At 60.2% G+C, this 17825-nt stretch carries 18 protein-coding genes; 13 read left to right on the forward strand and 5 right to left on the reverse strand.

The window, feature by feature from the left end; all coding sequences use genetic code 11:
* Positions 1–46 precede the first annotated feature (46 nt).
* From IPL79_03940 to IPL79_03960, 5 genes are all read left to right on the forward strand, one after another.
* Positions 47–1405, forward strand: coding sequence for an AI-2E family transporter (locus tag IPL79_03940; GenBank protein ID MBK9070141.1), 1359 nt, complete (start codon positions 47–49; stop codon positions 1403–1405).
* An 893-nt stretch (positions 1406–2298) separates the two neighbouring features.
* Positions 2299–2979, forward strand: coding sequence for a hypothetical protein (locus IPL79_03945; protein MBK9070142.1), 681 nt, complete (start codon positions 2299–2301; stop codon positions 2977–2979).
* Positions 2980–3304: 325 nt separating this feature from the next.
* Positions 3305–3841, forward strand: coding sequence for a hypothetical protein (locus IPL79_03950; protein MBK9070143.1), 537 nt, complete (start codon positions 3305–3307; stop codon positions 3839–3841).
* Positions 3793–5022 carry a hypothetical protein gene (locus IPL79_03955; protein MBK9070144.1) on the forward strand — a complete coding sequence of 410 codons (1230 nt, stop codon included), beginning with the start codon at positions 3793–3795 and terminating at the stop codon, positions 5020–5022. The genes IPL79_03950 and IPL79_03955 overlap by 49 nt, the downstream gene beginning before the upstream one ends.
* A 178-nt stretch (positions 5023–5200) precedes the next feature.
* Positions 5201–5953 carry a hypothetical protein gene (locus IPL79_03960; GenBank protein ID MBK9070145.1) on the forward strand — a complete coding sequence of 251 codons (753 nt, stop codon included), beginning with the start codon at positions 5201–5203 and terminating at the stop codon, positions 5951–5953.
* A gap of 333 nt (positions 5954–6286) precedes the next feature.
* Here IPL79_03960 and IPL79_03965 read toward each other — a convergent pair whose 3' ends face one another.
* A complete protein-coding gene (locus IPL79_03965) occupies positions 6287–7591 on the reverse strand; it encodes a hypothetical protein (protein MBK9070146.1) in 1305 nt (434 codons plus the stop codon).
* Positions 7592–7706: 115 nt separating this feature from the next.
* Here IPL79_03965 and IPL79_03970 point away from each other — a divergent pair, with 115 nt between their 5' ends.
* On the forward strand, positions 7707–7991 hold the full coding sequence (locus tag IPL79_03970; GenBank protein MBK9070147.1) for a BrnT family toxin: 285 nt from the start codon (positions 7707–7709) through the stop codon (positions 7989–7991).
* Positions 7981–8196, forward strand: a complete 216-nt coding sequence (locus tag IPL79_03975) for a hypothetical protein (protein MBK9070148.1) — start codon at positions 7981–7983, stop codon at positions 8194–8196. The genes IPL79_03970 and IPL79_03975 overlap by 11 nt, the downstream gene beginning before the upstream one ends.
* Before the next feature lie 179 nt (positions 8197–8375).
* Here the strand turns inward: IPL79_03975 and IPL79_03980 are convergent, their stop codons facing one another.
* Positions 8376–8798 (reverse strand): hypothetical protein, encoded by a 423-nt coding sequence (locus tag IPL79_03980; protein MBK9070149.1) that lies wholly within the window; start codon positions 8796–8798, stop codon positions 8376–8378.
* Between the two features lie 111 nt (positions 8799–8909).
* Between IPL79_03980 and IPL79_03985 the strand changes: the two genes are divergently transcribed.
* The 4 genes from IPL79_03985 (at position 8910) to IPL79_04000 (ending at position 12839) form a co-directional block, all read left to right on the forward strand.
* A complete protein-coding gene (locus IPL79_03985; protein ID MBK9070150.1) occupies positions 8910–9260 on the forward strand; it encodes a transposase in 351 nt (116 codons plus the stop codon).
* Positions 9261–9350: 90 nt separating this feature from the next.
* Complete coding sequence (locus IPL79_03990) at positions 9351–9656, forward strand: transposase (protein ID MBK9070151.1); 306 nt, start codon at positions 9351–9353, stop codon at positions 9654–9656.
* 1349 nt (positions 9657–11005) lie between these two features.
* A complete protein-coding gene (locus tag IPL79_03995) occupies positions 11006–11545 on the forward strand; it encodes a hypothetical protein (protein ID MBK9070152.1) in 540 nt (179 codons plus the stop codon).
* A gap of 73 nt (positions 11546–11618) precedes the next feature.
* Entirely contained in the window at positions 11619–12839 is a 1221-nt protein-coding gene (locus tag IPL79_04000; GenBank protein ID MBK9070153.1) for a PQQ-binding-like beta-propeller repeat protein, read from the forward strand.
* Positions 12840–12868: 29 nt separating this feature from the next.
* Here IPL79_04000 and IPL79_04005 read toward each other — a convergent pair whose 3' ends face one another.
* The 3 genes from IPL79_04005 to IPL79_04015 form a co-directional block, all read right to left on the reverse strand.
* On the reverse strand, positions 12869–14104 hold the full coding sequence (locus tag IPL79_04005; protein MBK9070154.1) for a serine/threonine protein kinase: 1236 nt from the start codon (positions 14102–14104) through the stop codon (positions 12869–12871).
* Positions 14105–14155: 51 nt separating this feature from the next.
* Entirely contained in the window at positions 14156–14788 is a 633-nt protein-coding gene (locus IPL79_04010) for a TetR/AcrR family transcriptional regulator (GenBank protein ID MBK9070155.1), read from the reverse strand.
* Positions 14789–14886: 98 nt separating this feature from the next.
* The gene (locus IPL79_04015) at positions 14887–15723 is read right to left on the reverse strand and encodes an alpha/beta hydrolase (GenBank protein MBK9070156.1); all 837 of its coding nucleotides are present in this window, start codon (positions 15721–15723) and stop codon (positions 14887–14889) included.
* A gap of 286 nt (positions 15724–16009) precedes the next feature.
* Here IPL79_04015 and IPL79_04020 point away from each other — a divergent pair, with 286 nt between their 5' ends.
* Both IPL79_04020 and IPL79_04025 read left to right on the forward strand, forming a co-directional pair.
* Positions 16010–16831, forward strand: coding sequence for a tetratricopeptide repeat protein (locus IPL79_04020; protein MBK9070157.1), 822 nt, complete (start codon positions 16010–16012; stop codon positions 16829–16831).
* Positions 16828–17820: a helix-turn-helix domain-containing protein gene (locus IPL79_04025; protein MBK9070158.1), complete on the forward strand. Its 993-nt coding sequence runs from the start codon at positions 16828–16830 to the stop codon at positions 17818–17820. The genes IPL79_04020 and IPL79_04025 overlap by 4 nt, the downstream gene beginning before the upstream one ends.
* The last annotated feature ends 5 nt before the right edge of the window (positions 17821–17825 follow it).

Raw genomic sequence — 17825 nt, forward strand, 5'->3', positions numbered from 1 at the left:
GGCACGCGCCGAGCGGGCGCAGGCATCTTTGCTATAGTGCGGCGCCATGGCAGACGAACCAGTGCCGTCACCTCAGCCTGACGACGTATCGCAGCCGAATCTACGCCCGGTCGAGCTGCCACCCAACACGGCGATCGCCACCCTGCTGCGGTTCTTGCGTCGCTGGGGCTTTCCCTTGTTTATCTTGCTGGTCCTAATTTTGGGCCGAAGCGTGCTATTGCCCTTTGTCTTCGCGGTGCTGGTCGCCTACCTCCTAGCGCCGGTTGTACGGTGGCTGGCGCAGACCAAGTCGGGCAAGCCACGCATGGCGCGTGGCCTCGCGATCGTCCTGTGTTATGCGGCGTTTCTTACCGCCGTCGGGGGGTTTGTCACCATTTTGGCGCCCCGAATTGCCGACGACGTCCAGCGCGTCGGCGAGGAGGCACCGGGCATGATCGAAGCCTTAGATAAAGAGTGGCTGCCCAAGACGGCGGCCTGGCTCGAGAGCCATTTCCCGTTCCTCAAACCCAAGCCCGTGCCGCCGTCGGTGCTTGATCTTGATGGGTCGGGACTGCCTCCTGGGACCATCTTCACGACCAAGCAAATGGCGGATGGCCGGGTCGCGGTGCAGTTGCTTCCCGGTGGCCTTGAGGTGCGTCCCGTAGGCTCGGGGTATCGCATTCTGCCCAACGAGGACCCGCCGGCAGCGGCGAGCCTGGAGGACCGCCTGCGCGCCTGGGTGGCCTCAAGCATGGTGGGCCTGAAATCTCAAGGACGTCGCCTGGTGGCGACGGGCCAGAGCATTGTTGGTGGCGTGTTTCGCGGCATTTTCACCTTCTTTATTGTCTTGATGTTGGCGGCCTTCATCCTCATCGATATGGAAAAGGTCCATAAGTTTCTGCGCCTGCTATTTCCACCCAGCGCGCGCGGCGACTACGACGCGATTATTGCCGGCGTTGATCGCGGGCTGTCGGGGGTGATCCGCGGCCAGCTCATTATTTGCCTCGTCAACGGCATCCTCACCTATATTGGGCTCGTCATTTTCGACGTGAAATACGCCTTGGTGCTTGGCTTCGTCGCCGGCATCATGAGTTTGATCCCAATCTTCGGCTCAATTCTGTCGACGATTCCGATCGTCATCTCGGCCTTGGTCTCGGGGCCTGAAGGCATCGATATCGTGCGCGCCGCCGCCGCCGGCGGGTGGATCGCGGGTATCCACCTCCTCGAGGCGAACTTCTTAAATCCAAAAATCATTGGCACCGCTGCCAATATCCATCCTGTGCTGGTGGTGTTTTCGCTCGTGCTCGGCGAGCACAGCTTTGGGCTGGTGGGGGCCTTGCTCGCGGTGCCTGTCGCTTCGACGATCCAGGTCTTGTTCTTGTTTTTCTACCGCAAGGCGTGGAAAGACCCCAAGGCTTTCGCCTAAGCCGACTCTGCGCGAAGCGAGCGCCGGCGGACTGCGCGCCGTTTCGGTGTGAGGCTGGGGCTGTCCCCCTCATAGGACGGTGGACAACGGCGCTTTGATGGCGGTTTGGTCTCGTAAGTTGGCGAGAGCATTACTTGGATGTGGCCCGCGGATGTCCGACCAATCTGGCACGGGGTTTGAATTAGGTATTCTCGTTATGAAAACAAAACCAAATCAATCCTCGCGATGTCGCTTGTTTGCTCGATGGGCGCCGGCTGCCTCCGGGCGAGTCGGGCAGCGCCGACGACACGTACAAAGCCAGGGACCTCGCCCCCGTGCCCACCGCGCCCGAGTTGGGCTTTGAAGAGCAAGTGGATGCCAGTATTCCAATCGGATCGATTAACGAATCGTCGCAAGCGGCGATTACGGAGATGGGTTGGAAGTTTTATGCGTGCCCGGAATTCATCCACAACATGGCGTCAACATTTAAATCCCAGGGCATAGATTATGGATCGCCTGGGATAGCGCCACCTCCAGGCATCTGGGGCCAGACCCAGTCTGGCCATGTCGTGACCCAGGCCATATTCCACGCGTACAACGCCATCAACCCCGAAAAACCCCGGACAAGAAGGATTAAGCCAACTCACCTGTGCAAGTGACGTACTAACCATCGAAGTGAGCTCGACCGTGCCAGGAACTGAGGTGTGCTTCGCTGTCAACAATGGCAGCTTCCACGGCTTTATTTGCCAATAGCCCATATCTAGGACCCAGGGGGGATGGTCGCATCTGTGCTCGGTAGTAGCGTGCCGAGGTTTGTCACTGCGAGTGCGATCGCGAGGCGACTGGTGGCGATCGCAATGGCGACGGACCTAACCGGCTTTGTCGGAAAAATGAGACACTGATAAGGAAAGACAATGACGAATATGCGCAGTGCGAGCCAAATGCAAAATTTATATCGAGTGCGCCTGGTATTGCTGCTGGGTGCCGCAATTTCCGTTGCGTGCAGCAACAAGCAAAATGGCAAAATATCCAATGCCGGAGAGGCCGAGGCTGGTTCGCCTGTCATTGCGACAACAAAGGCGGACAACGAAAGTGGAGACCAGTTGATGGTGGCGACCCCAGGCGCTGCGCCTGTCGTTGCGACAACCAAGGCGCCCACGGGCTGCTCGGAGGTTGACTGCATGTTGGCGGAGAAGCCGCTGGCGTGCTGCACAAAATACCGGAGGAGCGCCGGCAGCAGGCCGGCCGCAAGCACGAGCGGGCCGCACGAAGATCTTGACCGGGCGGAGACTCAGAGCGGCCGCAGCAGGCCGGCCGCAAGCACGACCGAGCTTGACGAAGATCTCGACATGGCGGCGTTTCATAGCGGCGTTTCCAGCGTGAAAGCCCGCTTGACATCGTGCAGCGCAAAATCTAGCGCCAGGGGCAAAATCAACGTGCGCGTAAAAATTGGCGGCGATGGTAGGGTAAGCAGCACCACAGTGCTTGGGTCGTTCGACGACGCGGTGGGCTCATGCGTCGCCGCCGCGCTGCAAACGGCGACGTTCAAGAAAACCCAAAACGGCGGACAGTTTGACCTGCCGATCGCCTTTTAAGCGCATCGCGACGCGCGGCAGGGCCGTGCGATGGCTGCCGGTTGCTGACCGTCGTTGTGGTTGAGGGTGGCGCATGTCGAAATCTGGTGAGTCCCCGACTGCCAGCCGCTGCCCTAGCTGACCGACGTCCGCCAATTTCGCTCAGAGTTTACTAATCTCTCTGCGCGGCGTCCCCCTGCGGGCCTGGGGCTCTCCCCCTCATAGCAGGGTGGACAACGGCGCTTTGATGGCGGTTTGGTCTCGTAAGTTGGCGAGAGCATTACTTGGATGTGGCCCGCGGATGTCCGACCAATCTGGCACGGGGTTTGAATTAGGTATTCTCGTTATGAAAACAAAAACCAAATCAATCCTCGCGATGTCGCTTGTTTGCTCGATGGGCGCCGGCTGCCTTTCGGGCGAGTCGGGCAGCGCCGACGACACGTACAAAGCCAGGGACCTAGCCCCCGTGCCCACCGCGCCCGAGTTGGGCTTTGAAGAGCAAGTGGATGCCAGTATTCCAATCGGATCGATTAACGAATCGTCGCAAGCGGCGATTACGGAGATGGGTTGGAAGTTTTATGTGTGCCCGGAATTCATCCACAACATGGCGTCAACATTTAAATCCCAGGGCATAGATTATGGATCGCCTGGGATAGCGCCACCTCCAGGCATCTGGGGCCAGACTCAGTCTGGCCATGTGGTGACTGAAGCCAGATTCGACGATCTTACAATCCCCCCGCCAATCGGTGGGACTCCTTCATTGCCTGCATATTTGTTGTGGTGCTCAAGCGACGTACCAGCAATTTCTGTGGGGGCGCGCTTCTCCGGCACGCCATGTGTGGCAGTCAACAACGGCAGCTTCCACGGCTTTATTTGCCAATAGCCACTTCTGCAAAGACGGATTTTTATTTTCGCTCGAATCCAAAAAAGGTACACATGACATTTCGAAATATGATACCCGTGGTGTCGCTACTTGCGACAACACTTAGTGTTGCGTGCATTGACCCCGCCTTGGCGCCATGTGACGGCGCAGGCTGCGAACCCGCGCTGCCGACGTGTGGCGATGGTGAGATTTCGGCGTCATCGGGCGAGGCCTGCGATGATCACAACACGCAGGACGGCGACGGCTGCAACAGTACTTGTCAGTTTGAGCCAGCGGTTTGGCGGCGGTTGCAGCCTGCAGAGTCGCCGCCGGCGCGGCAGCAAGCCGCCATCGCCTACGACGCGCAACGCGGCGTGGCTGTATTGTTTGGCGGTGGGGGTAACGCAAACTACCACTACAACGATACTTGGGAGTGGAACGGCACCACGTGGACGCTGCGCACGCCAGCGGTGTCACCGCCCGCACGTCGTGAGGCCGGCATGGCTTATGATGCCAAGCGGCAGCGCGTTGTGCTATTTGGTGGCGTAAATTACGCTTCGGGGGGAGTTCTCGGCGACATGTGGGAGTGGGACGGTACGACGTGGACGTTGCTGTCGCCGCCGACGTCGCCACCTGCGCGCTATGGCCCGGCCATGGTTTATGACGCGGCTCGCGAGGTAGTCGTGCTCGCCGGTGGCCAGTCCACAATCCCCTTCAGGGACACCTGGCAATGGGATGGCACAACGTGGACTGAGCTTGCGATGACGACGCCGTGGTTCCATCGCAATGCTCCCATCGCATACGATGGCCATCGAGAGCGAGTTGTTTTGTTGGGGAGCAGTAATTCACAGTCACTCGATGTCACGACATCGGAATGGGACGCCCTTAACTGGACACAAGTCGTGCCGCAAGCTTCACCGAAGGCGGCAGAAGGTCGAGTCATGACGTACGACGCGTTTCGGCAACGAACCATTTTGTTTGGAGGCCGCCAAGGCAATAGCCCCGCGGACGATACGTGGTCGTGGGATGGTACCGCCTTTGTTGAGCTGCCGGCAGGCGGCGATGGTCCGCCGCCTGCTCGCATGTTTGGGGCGATGGTGTACGACGCTGCGCGCACCAGCGTGTTGCTCTTTGGCGGTGCCGCGCAGGAGTGGGGTGGTGGACCAGCGGTACTATTTGGCGATACGTGGGAGTTTCGCTAGTCGCCAACGCGGACGTGGCACATGAGGTGCTTTGTCGCCAATCTCAGTGATCTGAAGGCTTCAAATCACCGCGGATCCGGCATCTTGCAACCCGGCAGCCCCGGCCCTGCGCCTTCCACCCTCCGCCCTTTCGGCCTAGAATTTCCTATCCTCTGGTTTCGGCATAAGATAACGCCTTATGGGGTTACCAAGCGAATGGGCAGTGCCGCCCGCAATTAGCGAGCGCGTCGGCGCGACTACGATCGGCCGCCAACGTGCGCTGACCACCGATGGACATTTAGTCCTGATTCTCCACGCGCCCCCCAACGCGAACGAGCACGCCAGGCGCGGCGTATTCTTTTGGCGAGACCCAACGGGTCGGTGGAGCGCTTCGACCAGTGCAGGGGGCGCTGCGCTACAAGGCCTGCCGCAACACCTGGCTGCATTTGCCCGCATCGAAGACGATCTGACCGATCAGTACGAGCGCGCCGACTCCGTAGCCGACTTGTTTCAGCTCTTGGAGCGTCTGGCACCGCTCTCCCGCGCCGCCCGCAACTTGTACATCGCGCTGCAGAGCGCTCGCGACGCCATCGCCAACGCACCGGAATTGGTGACCTTCCGCGACCTAGCGTACGAGATCGACCGCGACTTCGAACTGCTCACCGCCGACACGCGCAACGCCTTGCAATACCGCATCGCCAAGCAGGCGGAGGAACAAAACGCGCTGGCCAGCGAGGCGCTGATTGCAAGCCAACGTCTCAACTCGCTGGCGGCATGGTTTTTCCCCATTACCGCCATCGCAAGCGTCATGGGCATGAACTTGCTGCACCCGCTGAACCAACGGAGCACGCTGGCATTTTGGGCGGTGTTCGCCATCGGCACGGCGCTTGGCTTCGCGCTACGGCACTGGGTGATGGGGCGCAACCGGCGGTCACTACCGCAAACTGGTTAGCGACGACGCTGACCGGCGTGTGGGCGAGCCGGGCGATCGCCGCCGCGGCCTGTCGACGATGGCTACATTGGCGTGGGGTCACGTACCCCTCCGAAATTCAAATTAATTGTAGTTGGTTGTCCAGCAAAGTGCGTGATTTGCGCGAACGCATGAAATCACGCACTTTGGGCAGTAGCTAATTGTATGCCAGCCGCTGCCCCTGAGCAACCTTCGCATTTCGGCCTAGAATTTTCTGACTCGTGTGGGAACCGAGGCCGAGCTTGCGCGGTACGGCAAGCGGCGCGAAGTGCCTGTAGGGCGGGACGTGACCGGATCAGGGAGGTTGGAAAGCCCTCACATCATCGGCGTGCGGTCGCCACGGCGAGCGTCTTCTTTTTTTTCGGCCCAGAAATTCCACACCACCAACGCGCCTAACGCAAGCAACGTTCCCATGATGAGCGGGTATATTCCGTATAGCCGGAACTCGACTAACACGACTGCGTAACCGACCGCGCTTGCTGTTCCACACACGACCGCTGAGGTATTCAGGAATCTTCGCAAGCGCGTACGCTTGCTATTTACTAAAGAAAAATATGCGGCGTAAGCCGCCAAGATCAACGCCACCACGCTACCAGACACCCACAGCGCTTCAGGATCGCGGCGATCGTCGACCAGTCGATGCTCGAAGGGATTGGCCGGGTTATAGCGGACACGAACGTTTGACTGAGCGCGCAATGTTCTGTCGACCGTGCGCTGTGCGACCACAAGACCTTGTAGAAATTGGTACTCAAGCTGGGTGAAACATCCATGATCAACATGATCGCGACCGATGCAAACCACTTGCGCACCTGCCGTGGTTTCTGCCGTGCAGGCGTCGCACCGCGGGGGAAAGGAATCTGCGAGATACCAGAGAACACAATATGCAAGCAGCAATGCCAATAGTCCGAGACCACCCGCGCCACGTGTACGTCCGCTGAGCAATGCGACGCCAAAGCCCGCCGTCATACCGACCCAAAGGCTTGAAAGGGCGAGTGCCAGCACGAACGGCGCGGTTGCCACCAACACGGCCCAACCGTACCAAGGTCGCTTGCGCCGCCCTCCAACTAGCCATAGCAGACCGGCGATCGCCGTCCCAACCAGGCCGATGACTAGCTCTCGACCATGTCGATGCAGCAACATATCGACCCATGCGCCGCGCTTGGCGGCCGAATACATCCTCCAAAATACGGTAACATCGAGACGGTCGGTACTTGCGAGCGCCTCATGTTGTGCCTTCAGGCGCCAGCTCTGCGAAACGTTAGGCGCCCCCAATTCGGCGCGCTCGCGTTCGATCGCGGCGAATGAAAGCGCTCGATAGCAATCGCGAACGCCCGGTGAACTCTGGAGGAGAGCCTGAAGGCAAGTGGCGCCCTGCTGCGCGAGCGGCGGGGCCAATGACGATTGCACGGACCAGAAGTCGAGACTTAGCTTGCGCCGATCTCGATCGGATTGCGTACTGCCGTTGACCGCGGATTCAAACCGCTCAAGCCAATTGACCCACGATCCCGAAGGATCGGGCCCATCCACGAGAGTTCCCTGTTCCATGCACGCAGCGGTCGTGAGCAGCCCCAGCAGCAACAGCCCGAACAGCGCGCGGAGAGGTAGGAAGGGTCGGCGCAAGAGGAGCAAGTAAATTCTAGGCCAAATTGGCGGTGGGGGCAAGGAACTGCGTCGGCACCGCAGGGGTGGCTGCTGGCTCCGAGGCGGGCCTCTGTGTTAGTTTAATATCGAAACTATGGCGACGGTGCGGTTTGGTGACTTTGAATGGGACGAAGCCAAGGCAGCGTCTAACCTTCAAAAACATCATGTTAGCTTTGTTGAGGCCATCGAATGTTTTCTCGATCCTCTGGCGATTACAGCACCAGACAAAGATGACCCGCATCGTTTCGTGTTAATCGGGGCAACCCAAAACGACCGTGTGTTGTTCGTGGTCTCGATTGAGATCCGCGATCGAATTCGAATTATTAGCGCACGCAAAGCATCTCCTCAGCAGAGAAAGAGGTATCGCGATGGCACGTAGTGAATTTGATATGCGCAACTACGACTGGTCAAAATCCCAACGTGGGAAATACTTGTCAAAGGCAGAGCGGTCTCTGGGCACGCTGATTCTCGAACGAGAAATTGTTGAGAAGTTAGGCGGCCCAGACAAGGCGGTTGCTATTCTACGAACCATCGCCGCCGCTATCCCCTCAGCTGGGAAGTTCAAGCGCCGCAAAGCCGCCTGACCCAGAGTCCCTTGCGGCATCTAACGCTACAAGCCTAGAAGGCGGGCATTTAAATCCCCTGTAACATAGTCACAATCCTCGGGGGCGAAGAAATTCTAGGCCGAGCTTGCGCGGTACGGCAAGCGGCGCGAAGTGCCTGCACGGCGGGACGTGACCGGATCAGGGAGGTTGGAAAGCCCTCAGATCATTGGCGCGCGGTCGCCACGGCGAGCGACTTTATTTTTTTCGTTCCATAAACACCACACTACCAGCGCGCCCAATGCAAGCAACACTCCCATGTTGAGTGGGTACATCCCGTCGGCCAGGCGGCCCTGCCGGAACTCGACTAACACGACTGCGTAACCGACCGCGCTTGCTGTTCCAAGCACGACCGCCAGAGTATTCAGAAATCTCCGCAAGCGTGGATGCTTGTTATTTTTAAATGCGAGAATTGCAGCGAAAATTGACAAGATCCACCCCACCACGCTACCGGACATCCACAGCGCTTCAGTGTCGCGGCGATCGCCGACCAGGCGATGCTCGAACGGGTTGGCCGGGTTATAGCGCACACGAACCGATGCCTGCGCGAGCAGTTTTCTGTCGAACGGCTGTTGTGCCACCACTAGGGGGCGTCCCTAGTTTTTGCATGCGGAAACCTCGATCATTTCGATCGGTTACGTGAAAGCATGTGGCGCGGCTTGTCCGCGCTACTGAGCATGTGATCCAACCAAGGCATGCGACGGCATGCTTTAACAGACGAGCAGTGGGCGCGCTTGGTCGCGGTCATACCCAAGCAGCAGCGTGGGCCAAGCGCCAAAATCGGCGACCGACAGTTCGTAGATGCGGTGCTCTTTCGCGCCAAGACAGGCCTGCCGTGGCGTGATCTGCCCGAGCGCTTCGGGCCGTGGAAAGCGTCTACAATCGCTTCAACAACTGGTCTAAGCGCGGTTATTGGAAACTCATCTTTAAGGCGCTGCAGGTTCGTGTCGATAAATCCGGATCTATTGTTGATGGCAGTAACGTCCGCGCCCACCAAGATGCCGCGGGTGGAAAAGGGGGCCCGAATTCAACTGTTTGGGTCGTAGTCGAGGCGGCTTCTCCACCAAGATCCACGCGATCACCGACGGCGGGGCCGGCCGCTCCACGTCACGCTCACGCCCGGCCAGCGCCACGAAATGACCGCCGCCATGGAGCTGCTCGACTATGCTCAGGGCGCAGCGCTCCTCGGCGACACGGGCTACGACTCCGACGCGTTCGTCGCTGAAGTCAGAGCGCGGGACATGCGGCCCGTGATTGCCGCGCTTCCGGTACGCACGCGGCGGCGTCGACTTGATCGCCACGCCTACGCCAGTCGGTACCTCGTCGAATGCTGTTTTCACGGCCTTAAGCGGTTTCGTGCCGTCGCCAGCCGCTACGAGAAATCCGCCCGTAACTACCTCGCGCTGGTCGAACTCGCCTGTGCCTGGAGGTGGCTAACCTAGGCCGCGCCTCGCCTGCGTGGGCCACCTACCGGCAGGTGGCGCACGTTTCTTCCGCGAGCATAGATTGCAGGGCGGTGTGACTAGCACCGAGGGATGTGGATACCACAGCGGTCTCGCAGCGCCCGGGAGGGGTGCTATCTGCGAGCAGGAAGACATGTGCGCTCACCTGCCGGTCCGCTTGCGCGGCCCACATATCGGACAAGCACTTCGCGCCATGGCAAATCACGCATGGGCCACGCTCAAAAACTAGGGACACCCCCTAGTCCGCCGAGAAATTCGTACTCGAGCTTAGATTTACAATTTTTGGCACTATTGACACAAACCGATTGCATGACTGCCGTAGTTTCTGCGGTGCACGCCTCGCAGCGCGGGGGTAAGGAATCCGAGTACTCGACAGCCCAATATGCAAGAAACAATGGCAAGGGTCCGAGACAACCCGCGTAGCGAGTACGTCTGCTGAGCAGTGCGACGCCCAAGCCCGCCGCGATGCCGACCCAAAGACTTGAAAGGGCGATCGCCAGCGCGAACGGCGCGGTCGCCATCAGCACGGCCCAATCGTACCAAGGTCGCTTGCGCCGCCCGCCAATTAGCCAGAGTAAACCGGCGATCGCCGCCCCGACCAGGCCGATAACTAGCGTATCGGGCCACGCACCGAAGTTTGCGGTCGAATAATTGCTCCAGAAGACGCGGGAGTCGAGAAGCTGGGTACTCGCGAGCGCCTCCCGTTGTGCCGCCATACCCAAGGTCTGCGGAATGACTAGCGCCGCCAATTCGGCGCGCTCGTTTTCGATCGCAGCGAATGAAAGCGTACGATAGCAGTCGCGGACGTCCCGGGATCTCCGGAACAGCGCATGAAGGCAAGCTGCGCCCTGCTGCGCGAGCGGCGGGGGCAGTGACGCTTGCACGGACCAGAAGTCGAGACTCAGCTGGCGCCGATCTCGATCAGGTAGCGTACTGTCGTTAACCGCGGATTCAAACCGACCAAGCCAATCGACCCACGATTCTCGACGATCGGGCCCATCTACGAAAGGTCCCTGTTGCTTGCATGCAGCGGTAGAGAGCAGCCCCAGCAGTAGCAGCCCGAAAAGCGCGCGGAGAGGGAGGAAGGGGCCACGCACGAGGAGCTCCCAAATTGTAGGTCTAAATGGCGGTGTGGGCAAAGAACTGCGCCGGCGCCGCGGGGGCGGTTGCTGACTCCGAGGCAGGCATGGGGCTCTCCCCCTCATAGCAGGGTGGACAACGGCGCTTTGATGGCGGTTTGGTCTCGTAAGTTGTTGAGAGTACTACTTGGAGGCGCCACGCAGATGTCCGACCAATCTGGCACGGGGTTTGAATTAGGTAGTCTCGCTATGAAAATAAAAACCAAATCAATCCTCGCGATGTCGCTTGTTTGCTCGATGGGCGCCGGCTGCCTTTCGGGCGAGTCGGGCAGCGCCGACGACATGTACAAAGCCAGGGACCTAGCCCCCGTGCCCACCGCGCCCGAGTTGGGCTTTGAAGAGCAAGTGGATGCCAGTATTCCAATTGGATCGATTAACGAATCGTCGCAAGCGGCGATTACGGAGATGGGTTGGAAGTTTTATGTGTGCCCGGAATTCATCCACAACATGGCGTCAACATTTAAATCCCAGGGCATAGATTATGGATCGCCTGGGATAGCGCCACCTCCAGGCATCTGGGGCCAGACGCAGTCTGGCCATGTCGTGACAGAGGCCAAACTCTTCAACATAGGTGCCCCCGGCCTCCCAGGCGCCCCAGCCCCGCTGCCATTCTATAGCTTACACTGTGAAAGTGATGCAGCTGCCATCCAGGTGAGCTCGCGCGCGGAACGCGCCGGGGCGTGCATCGCGGTCAACAACGGCAGCTTCCACGGATTTATTTGCCAATAGGGGCCACCTCCGCAAAGACTGGGATTCCAATTTCGATTTGGTCACCCGACCATGTATGGGACAATAAATGCGCATGACGCCGAAGATTCAGTGTGCCTACTGCAATGCTCCACTCGCCGCCGACTTGGGCGTGGTCATTTGCACCTATTGCCACAAGCCAAATAATCCAAGCGGGCTGCCGGGCAAGACGGCGATCCGGCAAATCGCTCGCGATGTGGTGTACGAAGATAGCAACAACGACGGCATTCCCGATGTATTGGACGGCCACCTCGTCACCCCTCATCAGCCAGCGTGGACGCCTGGCAAGCCATATCGCCCTTACGCGGCGTATCATGTTGTCTTCTTAGTTTTAGGTGTGGTGATTGCATGTGGGTTGGCCGCGTTTTCGTTCTACGGGGCAAAGAGGCAACAGGCCGATGCGTTGACGAGAACTGCGGTCACGTCAGTTAGCAGAGGCGACAGCAAGCCCTCGTACGGCGCCGACCCAAAAATTATTCAAGTTCATCAAGGTAGCGTCTACTTCGCGACCAATTCTCACATTGTGCGCGCGGCGCGAAGTTCGCTTCGGTTGGAATGGGCGCAGCCTTTTGCTGAGAGCGACCATTACCCTGCAGGGCTAGTGGTTACCGGGGATCGCGTCATTGTCATGCTCAGCGATGTGATCATGTTTTATGACAAAGCCTCGGGTGCGGTGGTCAAGCGCTACGAAGGCGCAGTGACCAACAATGAAGCCGACTTGGATGAGCACTGTGTCGCGGGCGGACTTATCGCATTCGGGCGGCCTTACGGTGCAAATCGCTGGCTGCAATTCGATACCCGCACCGGCGCCAAGGTGGACGGAGCTGCCGCGTGTAGGCCGCGAGATTTGTCAGATACATACTGCCCAGAAGGGCAAGCTTGCAAACGGACTTCATTTAAGCGGTCCGACATGAAGTGCAACCTCACCATCAAGGCGGGCACTCTAAACGTATTGGGGTGCCAAATGCTGGATGGCACCTTACGCGGTGCAGTTGTAGCAATCTCAGAAAAGAATGTACCGGTCTGGCAAACGCCGAGCGATGGTAAAGCGGGTGACGCGGAGTTTATGGCCGTCGTGGGGGAGCGCGTAGTAGTCGTTCGAGATAAAACTGTAACGTCCTATGAAACCGCCACGGGCGCCATCGCGTGGTCGGTTGCGATCGACGGCAGCTCCCGGCGGGCATTCGCGGTCGACTTCACTTGTTTTTATGCGGTCACGGCTAGCCACATCGCGGCATTTTCATTGAAAACTGGTAAACAAACGGCTTTATTTTAAGGGGCATCCGCGACGTGCATCGCGGTTAACTACAGCAAGGCCCGCAGCGAGGCATCGCGATCGGGTAGATAGACCGCGACATTTACGCTGGCCATCGCGGCGGGGACGCGAACCTGCCAGCGCCCCGGACGCACCACCTGCGCCGAAAATATGATCGGGGTTTCATCCGCACTTGCAACAGCCACAACAATTTCACGCAGCGGCACGGGGAGGCCATCTTCATCAGAAATGTCCAGCGTGATGACGCCGCCCACCGCCGACAACGTCAATTGGAGGTCATCTCCGCCAACCATAACCTGGCGCGGCGGCGAAGCGTGGGCGGCAAGCATATACACCCACGCGTTAACCGGCGCCGACTGGGGCGCGGCGATCGTGGTTGGCACCAGCAGCTCCGACGCGCCGAGCCCCGCTGCGATCAGCGCGCCGAGGAGCACGGTTGCCCAGGCAGCGCGTGCACGACGTGCCGAAGGCCTTAGCAGCCTCTCGAGCCGCGCCACAGCCTCGTGCGCCGATGGTCTCTTACGGGCCTGTTTGGCACACAGGGACTCGAGCAGCGAAGCGATCTCAATTGGCACGCCGCGCCCGAGGCGACGCAGCGGCAGCGGCGTGGATGCATGTTCAACGGCAAGCGCCAAACCATTCCCTCGAAATGGCGGCGCACCCGTTAGCATTTCGAAGAGAACACACCCCAAGGCGTAGACGTCAACGGCCGCGGAAAGGCGCGAGCTCGTCGCTTGTTCGGGCGCCATGTACGCGGGCGTGCCTGCGCCCGTGGCAGCTTGTTCGTCATCAATGCGGCCGAGGTGGTCAAGGTCGACCAAAACCGTGCCGCGCGCGGTTACGATCGCATTGTCTGGCTTCACATCGCCGTGCAATAAGCCAGCCCGGTGGAGCACCTCGAGCCCCTCCGCTAGGTCACGCGCGGTTTGAAGCGCCGCGCGCCAGGGCAGCGGCCCGTCCTGCAACCGCTCGCGCAGGGAGTCGCCTTGCAGCCGCTCCATAAAAACAAATTCAACGTGGGCCGCGCCGGCAACTGCGCCGCGTTGATAGATCTCGACCAGCCGCGAGCAATCGGCCATTCGCTGACCCTGGCCAGACGCAACGGGGCCTGGCGCCTGACGAAATATCACCTTGAGCGCGCCAACTTGACCCCGTTGCGAGGTAGCGGCGTAGACCAGGCTGGTCGCGCCGCGTCCGATAACCTCGCCTATGGCGAAAGCCTCGGCTAAGGCGCCCGGTAGCGTTCGATCGGCAAGGCCACTCACATGTAGTTTGACGCGGCATGTCCGCGCTTATTCAGCCCTGCGTACGTAGGCTTAGGCCGCGGCGCGCATGGCCGACGATGACGCCGAGAGCGAGGCCTCAGCGGCCGCAATCGAAAGCGTCGCCACGTCAATCTCGGTTTCCCCAAGATTGCGTCGGAAATCGCCGTACTCAAGCCATCCGAGCAAGGTGGCCCAGACTTGCTCCGCGGCACCGTCGGCCGAAATCGCGCGATACGCGCCGGTGTGGATGCCGCGTGCGATCGCCGCCGAGAGGTGAGCACGCAGCTTGCCGAGGCCGTCGCGGACGGCATCTTTTACTTCGGCGGAAAGCTGGCTTTGGATGCCTGGGGTCGCAAGCAAGCGAAACACGCGCGCGCTCTCTTGGTCTTGCGTCATCCACGCGCTGAGCGACGCGAGCACGGTGCGCAGGTCCGCATTGGCGGCGCCCAGCGTTTGCAGCGTTTCGTCCATTTGGCCCAACGACTCTTCGAGCAGCGACGCGTAGAGATCTTCCTTGCTTTGAAAATACAAATAGATCGCGCCGACCGAGAGCGAGGACGATTTTGCAATCATCTCGATCGACGTTTTGGCGAAGCCGCGTTCGTCGAAGACGGCACGCGCCGCCTGCTGGATGCGTCGCCGTCGGAGTTGCTTCTCTTGCTGTTTGCGTTCCTGGGCTGTCATATGCCGCTAGCCATAGGAAAACCGACGCGTCGTGTCAACGAGAAAGTGAATGCGCGTCGGAATTTGACCAATCTTCTGGCGCAAGTGGCTGAAACTAGTTACGTCAGTTGATGCTTGATAAATTTCCGCATCAGTGCAAAGGGGACACTGCGTTGCGCTTCGTTAAAAACCTCGTGGCGAAAACCCGCTAGCTCGTGAAACTCGCTTTGGGCCTTGAGGCTTCGCTGCACCCGCCGCGCCGCCGCGGCATCTGCGATCGGGTCGTCGCCGGCGACCAGCCAGCAGGTAGGCGTGGTGATTTGTTCTGCCATTGCAAGGGTCTCAGCTTGCGCCCGCGTCGCCTCGGTAAACCAGCGCGCTGTTGCGACGGTATTGCAGAACTGGTCGCGACGGCGTTCGTCTTGCTTGGCAGGGTCGGTGGTGAGATCTTCGACGACGAGCTTGTTGGGGAAGGCCAGCGATGGCCACACGCGGCTAGCGATCTCTCCCGCAACTCGGGTAAACGGTGAGATCTGCAGCTTAAGACCCAAAAATGGCGACGAGACGATCGCCGCTTGAGGAAGTGGTTTGTCGCCGCGACATAGGGCTCGCAGCACGATTAGCGATCCGTGCGAGTGGCCGACCACGATGACGGGTTTGCCCTCGGCGCGACGCAGCGCTTGTTCATAAGCGGCGTCGTAGTCGCCAATAAACTCTTTAAATTCATGACAGTGCCCGCGTCGTCCGGCTGAGCGCCCGTGACCGCGGACATCAAAGGCCAGGACGTCGAGTTGTTCATCGCATAGTTGGCCCGCTACCTCGGCGTAGCGGCCAGCGTGTTCGGCATAGCCGTGGACAATGAGCGCCACGCCCCGGCTGCTGCCCGCTAAGTACCAGTCGCCGACGAGGCCCGTGCCGTCTGGGGATGGGAACGAGAAGGTGCTTGAAATCGCCACGCTTAATTATGTGCCACCATTGGCTCTGAATGCCTGCGCCATGACCACAAACGCCTGATCAAAAATGGCCATCCATCATAGATTTGAGTTAAGGGCGACGGTGGGCGGGCAGATACGCCCACCGAAGGCCGGTGGCAACTTAAGTAGTCGGTTGACAGCTCGACAGAACACGGGGTAGGTTCCGACCGCCTTGTCCCATAACGCCCTATTTTCATTTGGATTTGCGCGGCTGCCGTCGGCGTGTTTGCTAGTTATGGTGGCTCTGGTTGCCATGCTTACGGCGTGCGTGAAATCGGCCTACGATCCGGAACGATCGCGGACGCGGCTTGAACTCGCACAAACGCGGCTGGCTGCGGGCGAGCTCGACGCGGCCGAAACTGAGGCAACCCAAGCAATTCGTTACGACGCTTCGAATAGCGATGCCTATATGGTCCGCGGGCTGACCTACTTTCATCGCGCCCAACAAGCGACCAATTTGTTCGAAGTGCAATCGTGCATGCGTGGCGATGCAGCCGGCGCGCTTCGCGATGAGCAAGAGTCCTACTTGCAACGCGCTGCCAAGGAGTTTGCTAAGGCGGTCGAGCTTGATCCGAAAAACGCCGAAGCGTGGTCCACCCGCGGCATTGTGGCCAATCTGCAGAGCGACCCCGAGCTGGCCAAGACCTTCCTCGTCGAGGCCTTGCGCAACCCGTCGCGCCTAATCAGCCCCGCGCTCACCCGGGCGCACCTTGGGTGGTCCTACTACCTAAACAAGGAGTTCTCGCTCGCCAAGAAAGAACTTCTCCAGGCCGTGCAGCAAATTCCAAATATGTGCGTCGCCAACTATCGCCTGGGCCGGGTCCACTTTGACGAACAAGAGTTCGCTGAGGCCAACGAGCGGTTCATTTCGGTCATCGAAACCAAAGAGTGCGCAAAGCTTCACGAGGCGTATCTTTATTTGATGCAGTCTCAGCGCCAGCAGGGGCTAATCGCCGACGCCGCTATCACGCGCGATGCGTGCACGGCCATGGCGCCCAAGAGCTGCATCGCTTTACAATGCAAGCAGGAGGGTGCAGACCTCGGCGAGGCGCCGCCCCCAGCCTTTGAGCCCGAAGGAGAATCGCCATGAGCGAGCCCACCAATCCAACCGGCAAGGCGTCGCGCACCAAGCGCCGGCAACGGCGAACAGGCGGCGCTGAGGCGCCCCCTTCGGCACCAGCGACCGTGGTCGAAGCGGCCTCCGCGCTCGCCGCCGCGGCGGCACCGCGGTTTGCGCGCGCCACTGAACCTACGCCATACGCACAGGTCGGCGACGCCTCGGCCTCGGCTCCCGAGGCAACGCACGTTGAGAGCGGCGACAACGAGCCGGCGCTGCCACCCAACTCGCGGCAGGCTTTCGCGGACTGGTTGCGTCAAGCGCGCCAGGCCAAGGGGCTAAGCCTGGAACAAATGGCGCAGACCACGCGCATTCAGGCGCGCGTACTCGCGTGTTTGGAGGCGGCACAATTTGACGCCCTCCACGCCGACGTGTTTGTCCGCGGCTATTTGCGCAGTTATGCGCAGTGTGTGGGGCTAGACGCAACCGCGGTGCTGCAACGCTACGCGGCGTGTGGCCTAGCGCCTGGTCCAGTCGCCGCGCCGGACGCTGGGCGCGTCGGTACCATCGTATCTGCCGCGACAACGATGCGATTTGGTGCGGCGCCAAGCGCGGTTGCTGCCGTGGCCGATGCCCCGGTTACGCCCGCGGTGGCGGCGCCGTCTATTGAAACGCCGGTTCAGGTTGCCGCCCCGAAAGAGCCGGATGGCGTGCCTGCAGCGCCCCTCGTGGTCCAGGCGAGTGGCAAGATGCCTCGGCCTCACTTGGTCATCGACGATGCCAATCCCGACCTAGCTGAGCGTGCACGGGCAAAAGGGCCGCGCGCGGATCGCGACTGGGGCGAGGGCGGTTTTTCCTCGCCATTTTTACGCGGTGAGAAAGAGCCAAAGCAAACCGGCCTGACGCTTGCCGTGATCGTCCTGCTAGTCGCGGCAACGATCGCGCTGTCATATCTAATGAAAACGACACCCGCAACGCGCGGCGTGACTGCGGCCTCCGCGCCGATGCTCGGTATTGGGTAGCGCAC

Source organism: Myxococcales bacterium, assembly GCA_016716835.1.
In the GTDB taxonomy this organism is placed as follows: Bacteria; Myxococcota_A; Polyangia; order Haliangiales; family Haliangiaceae; genus JADJUW01.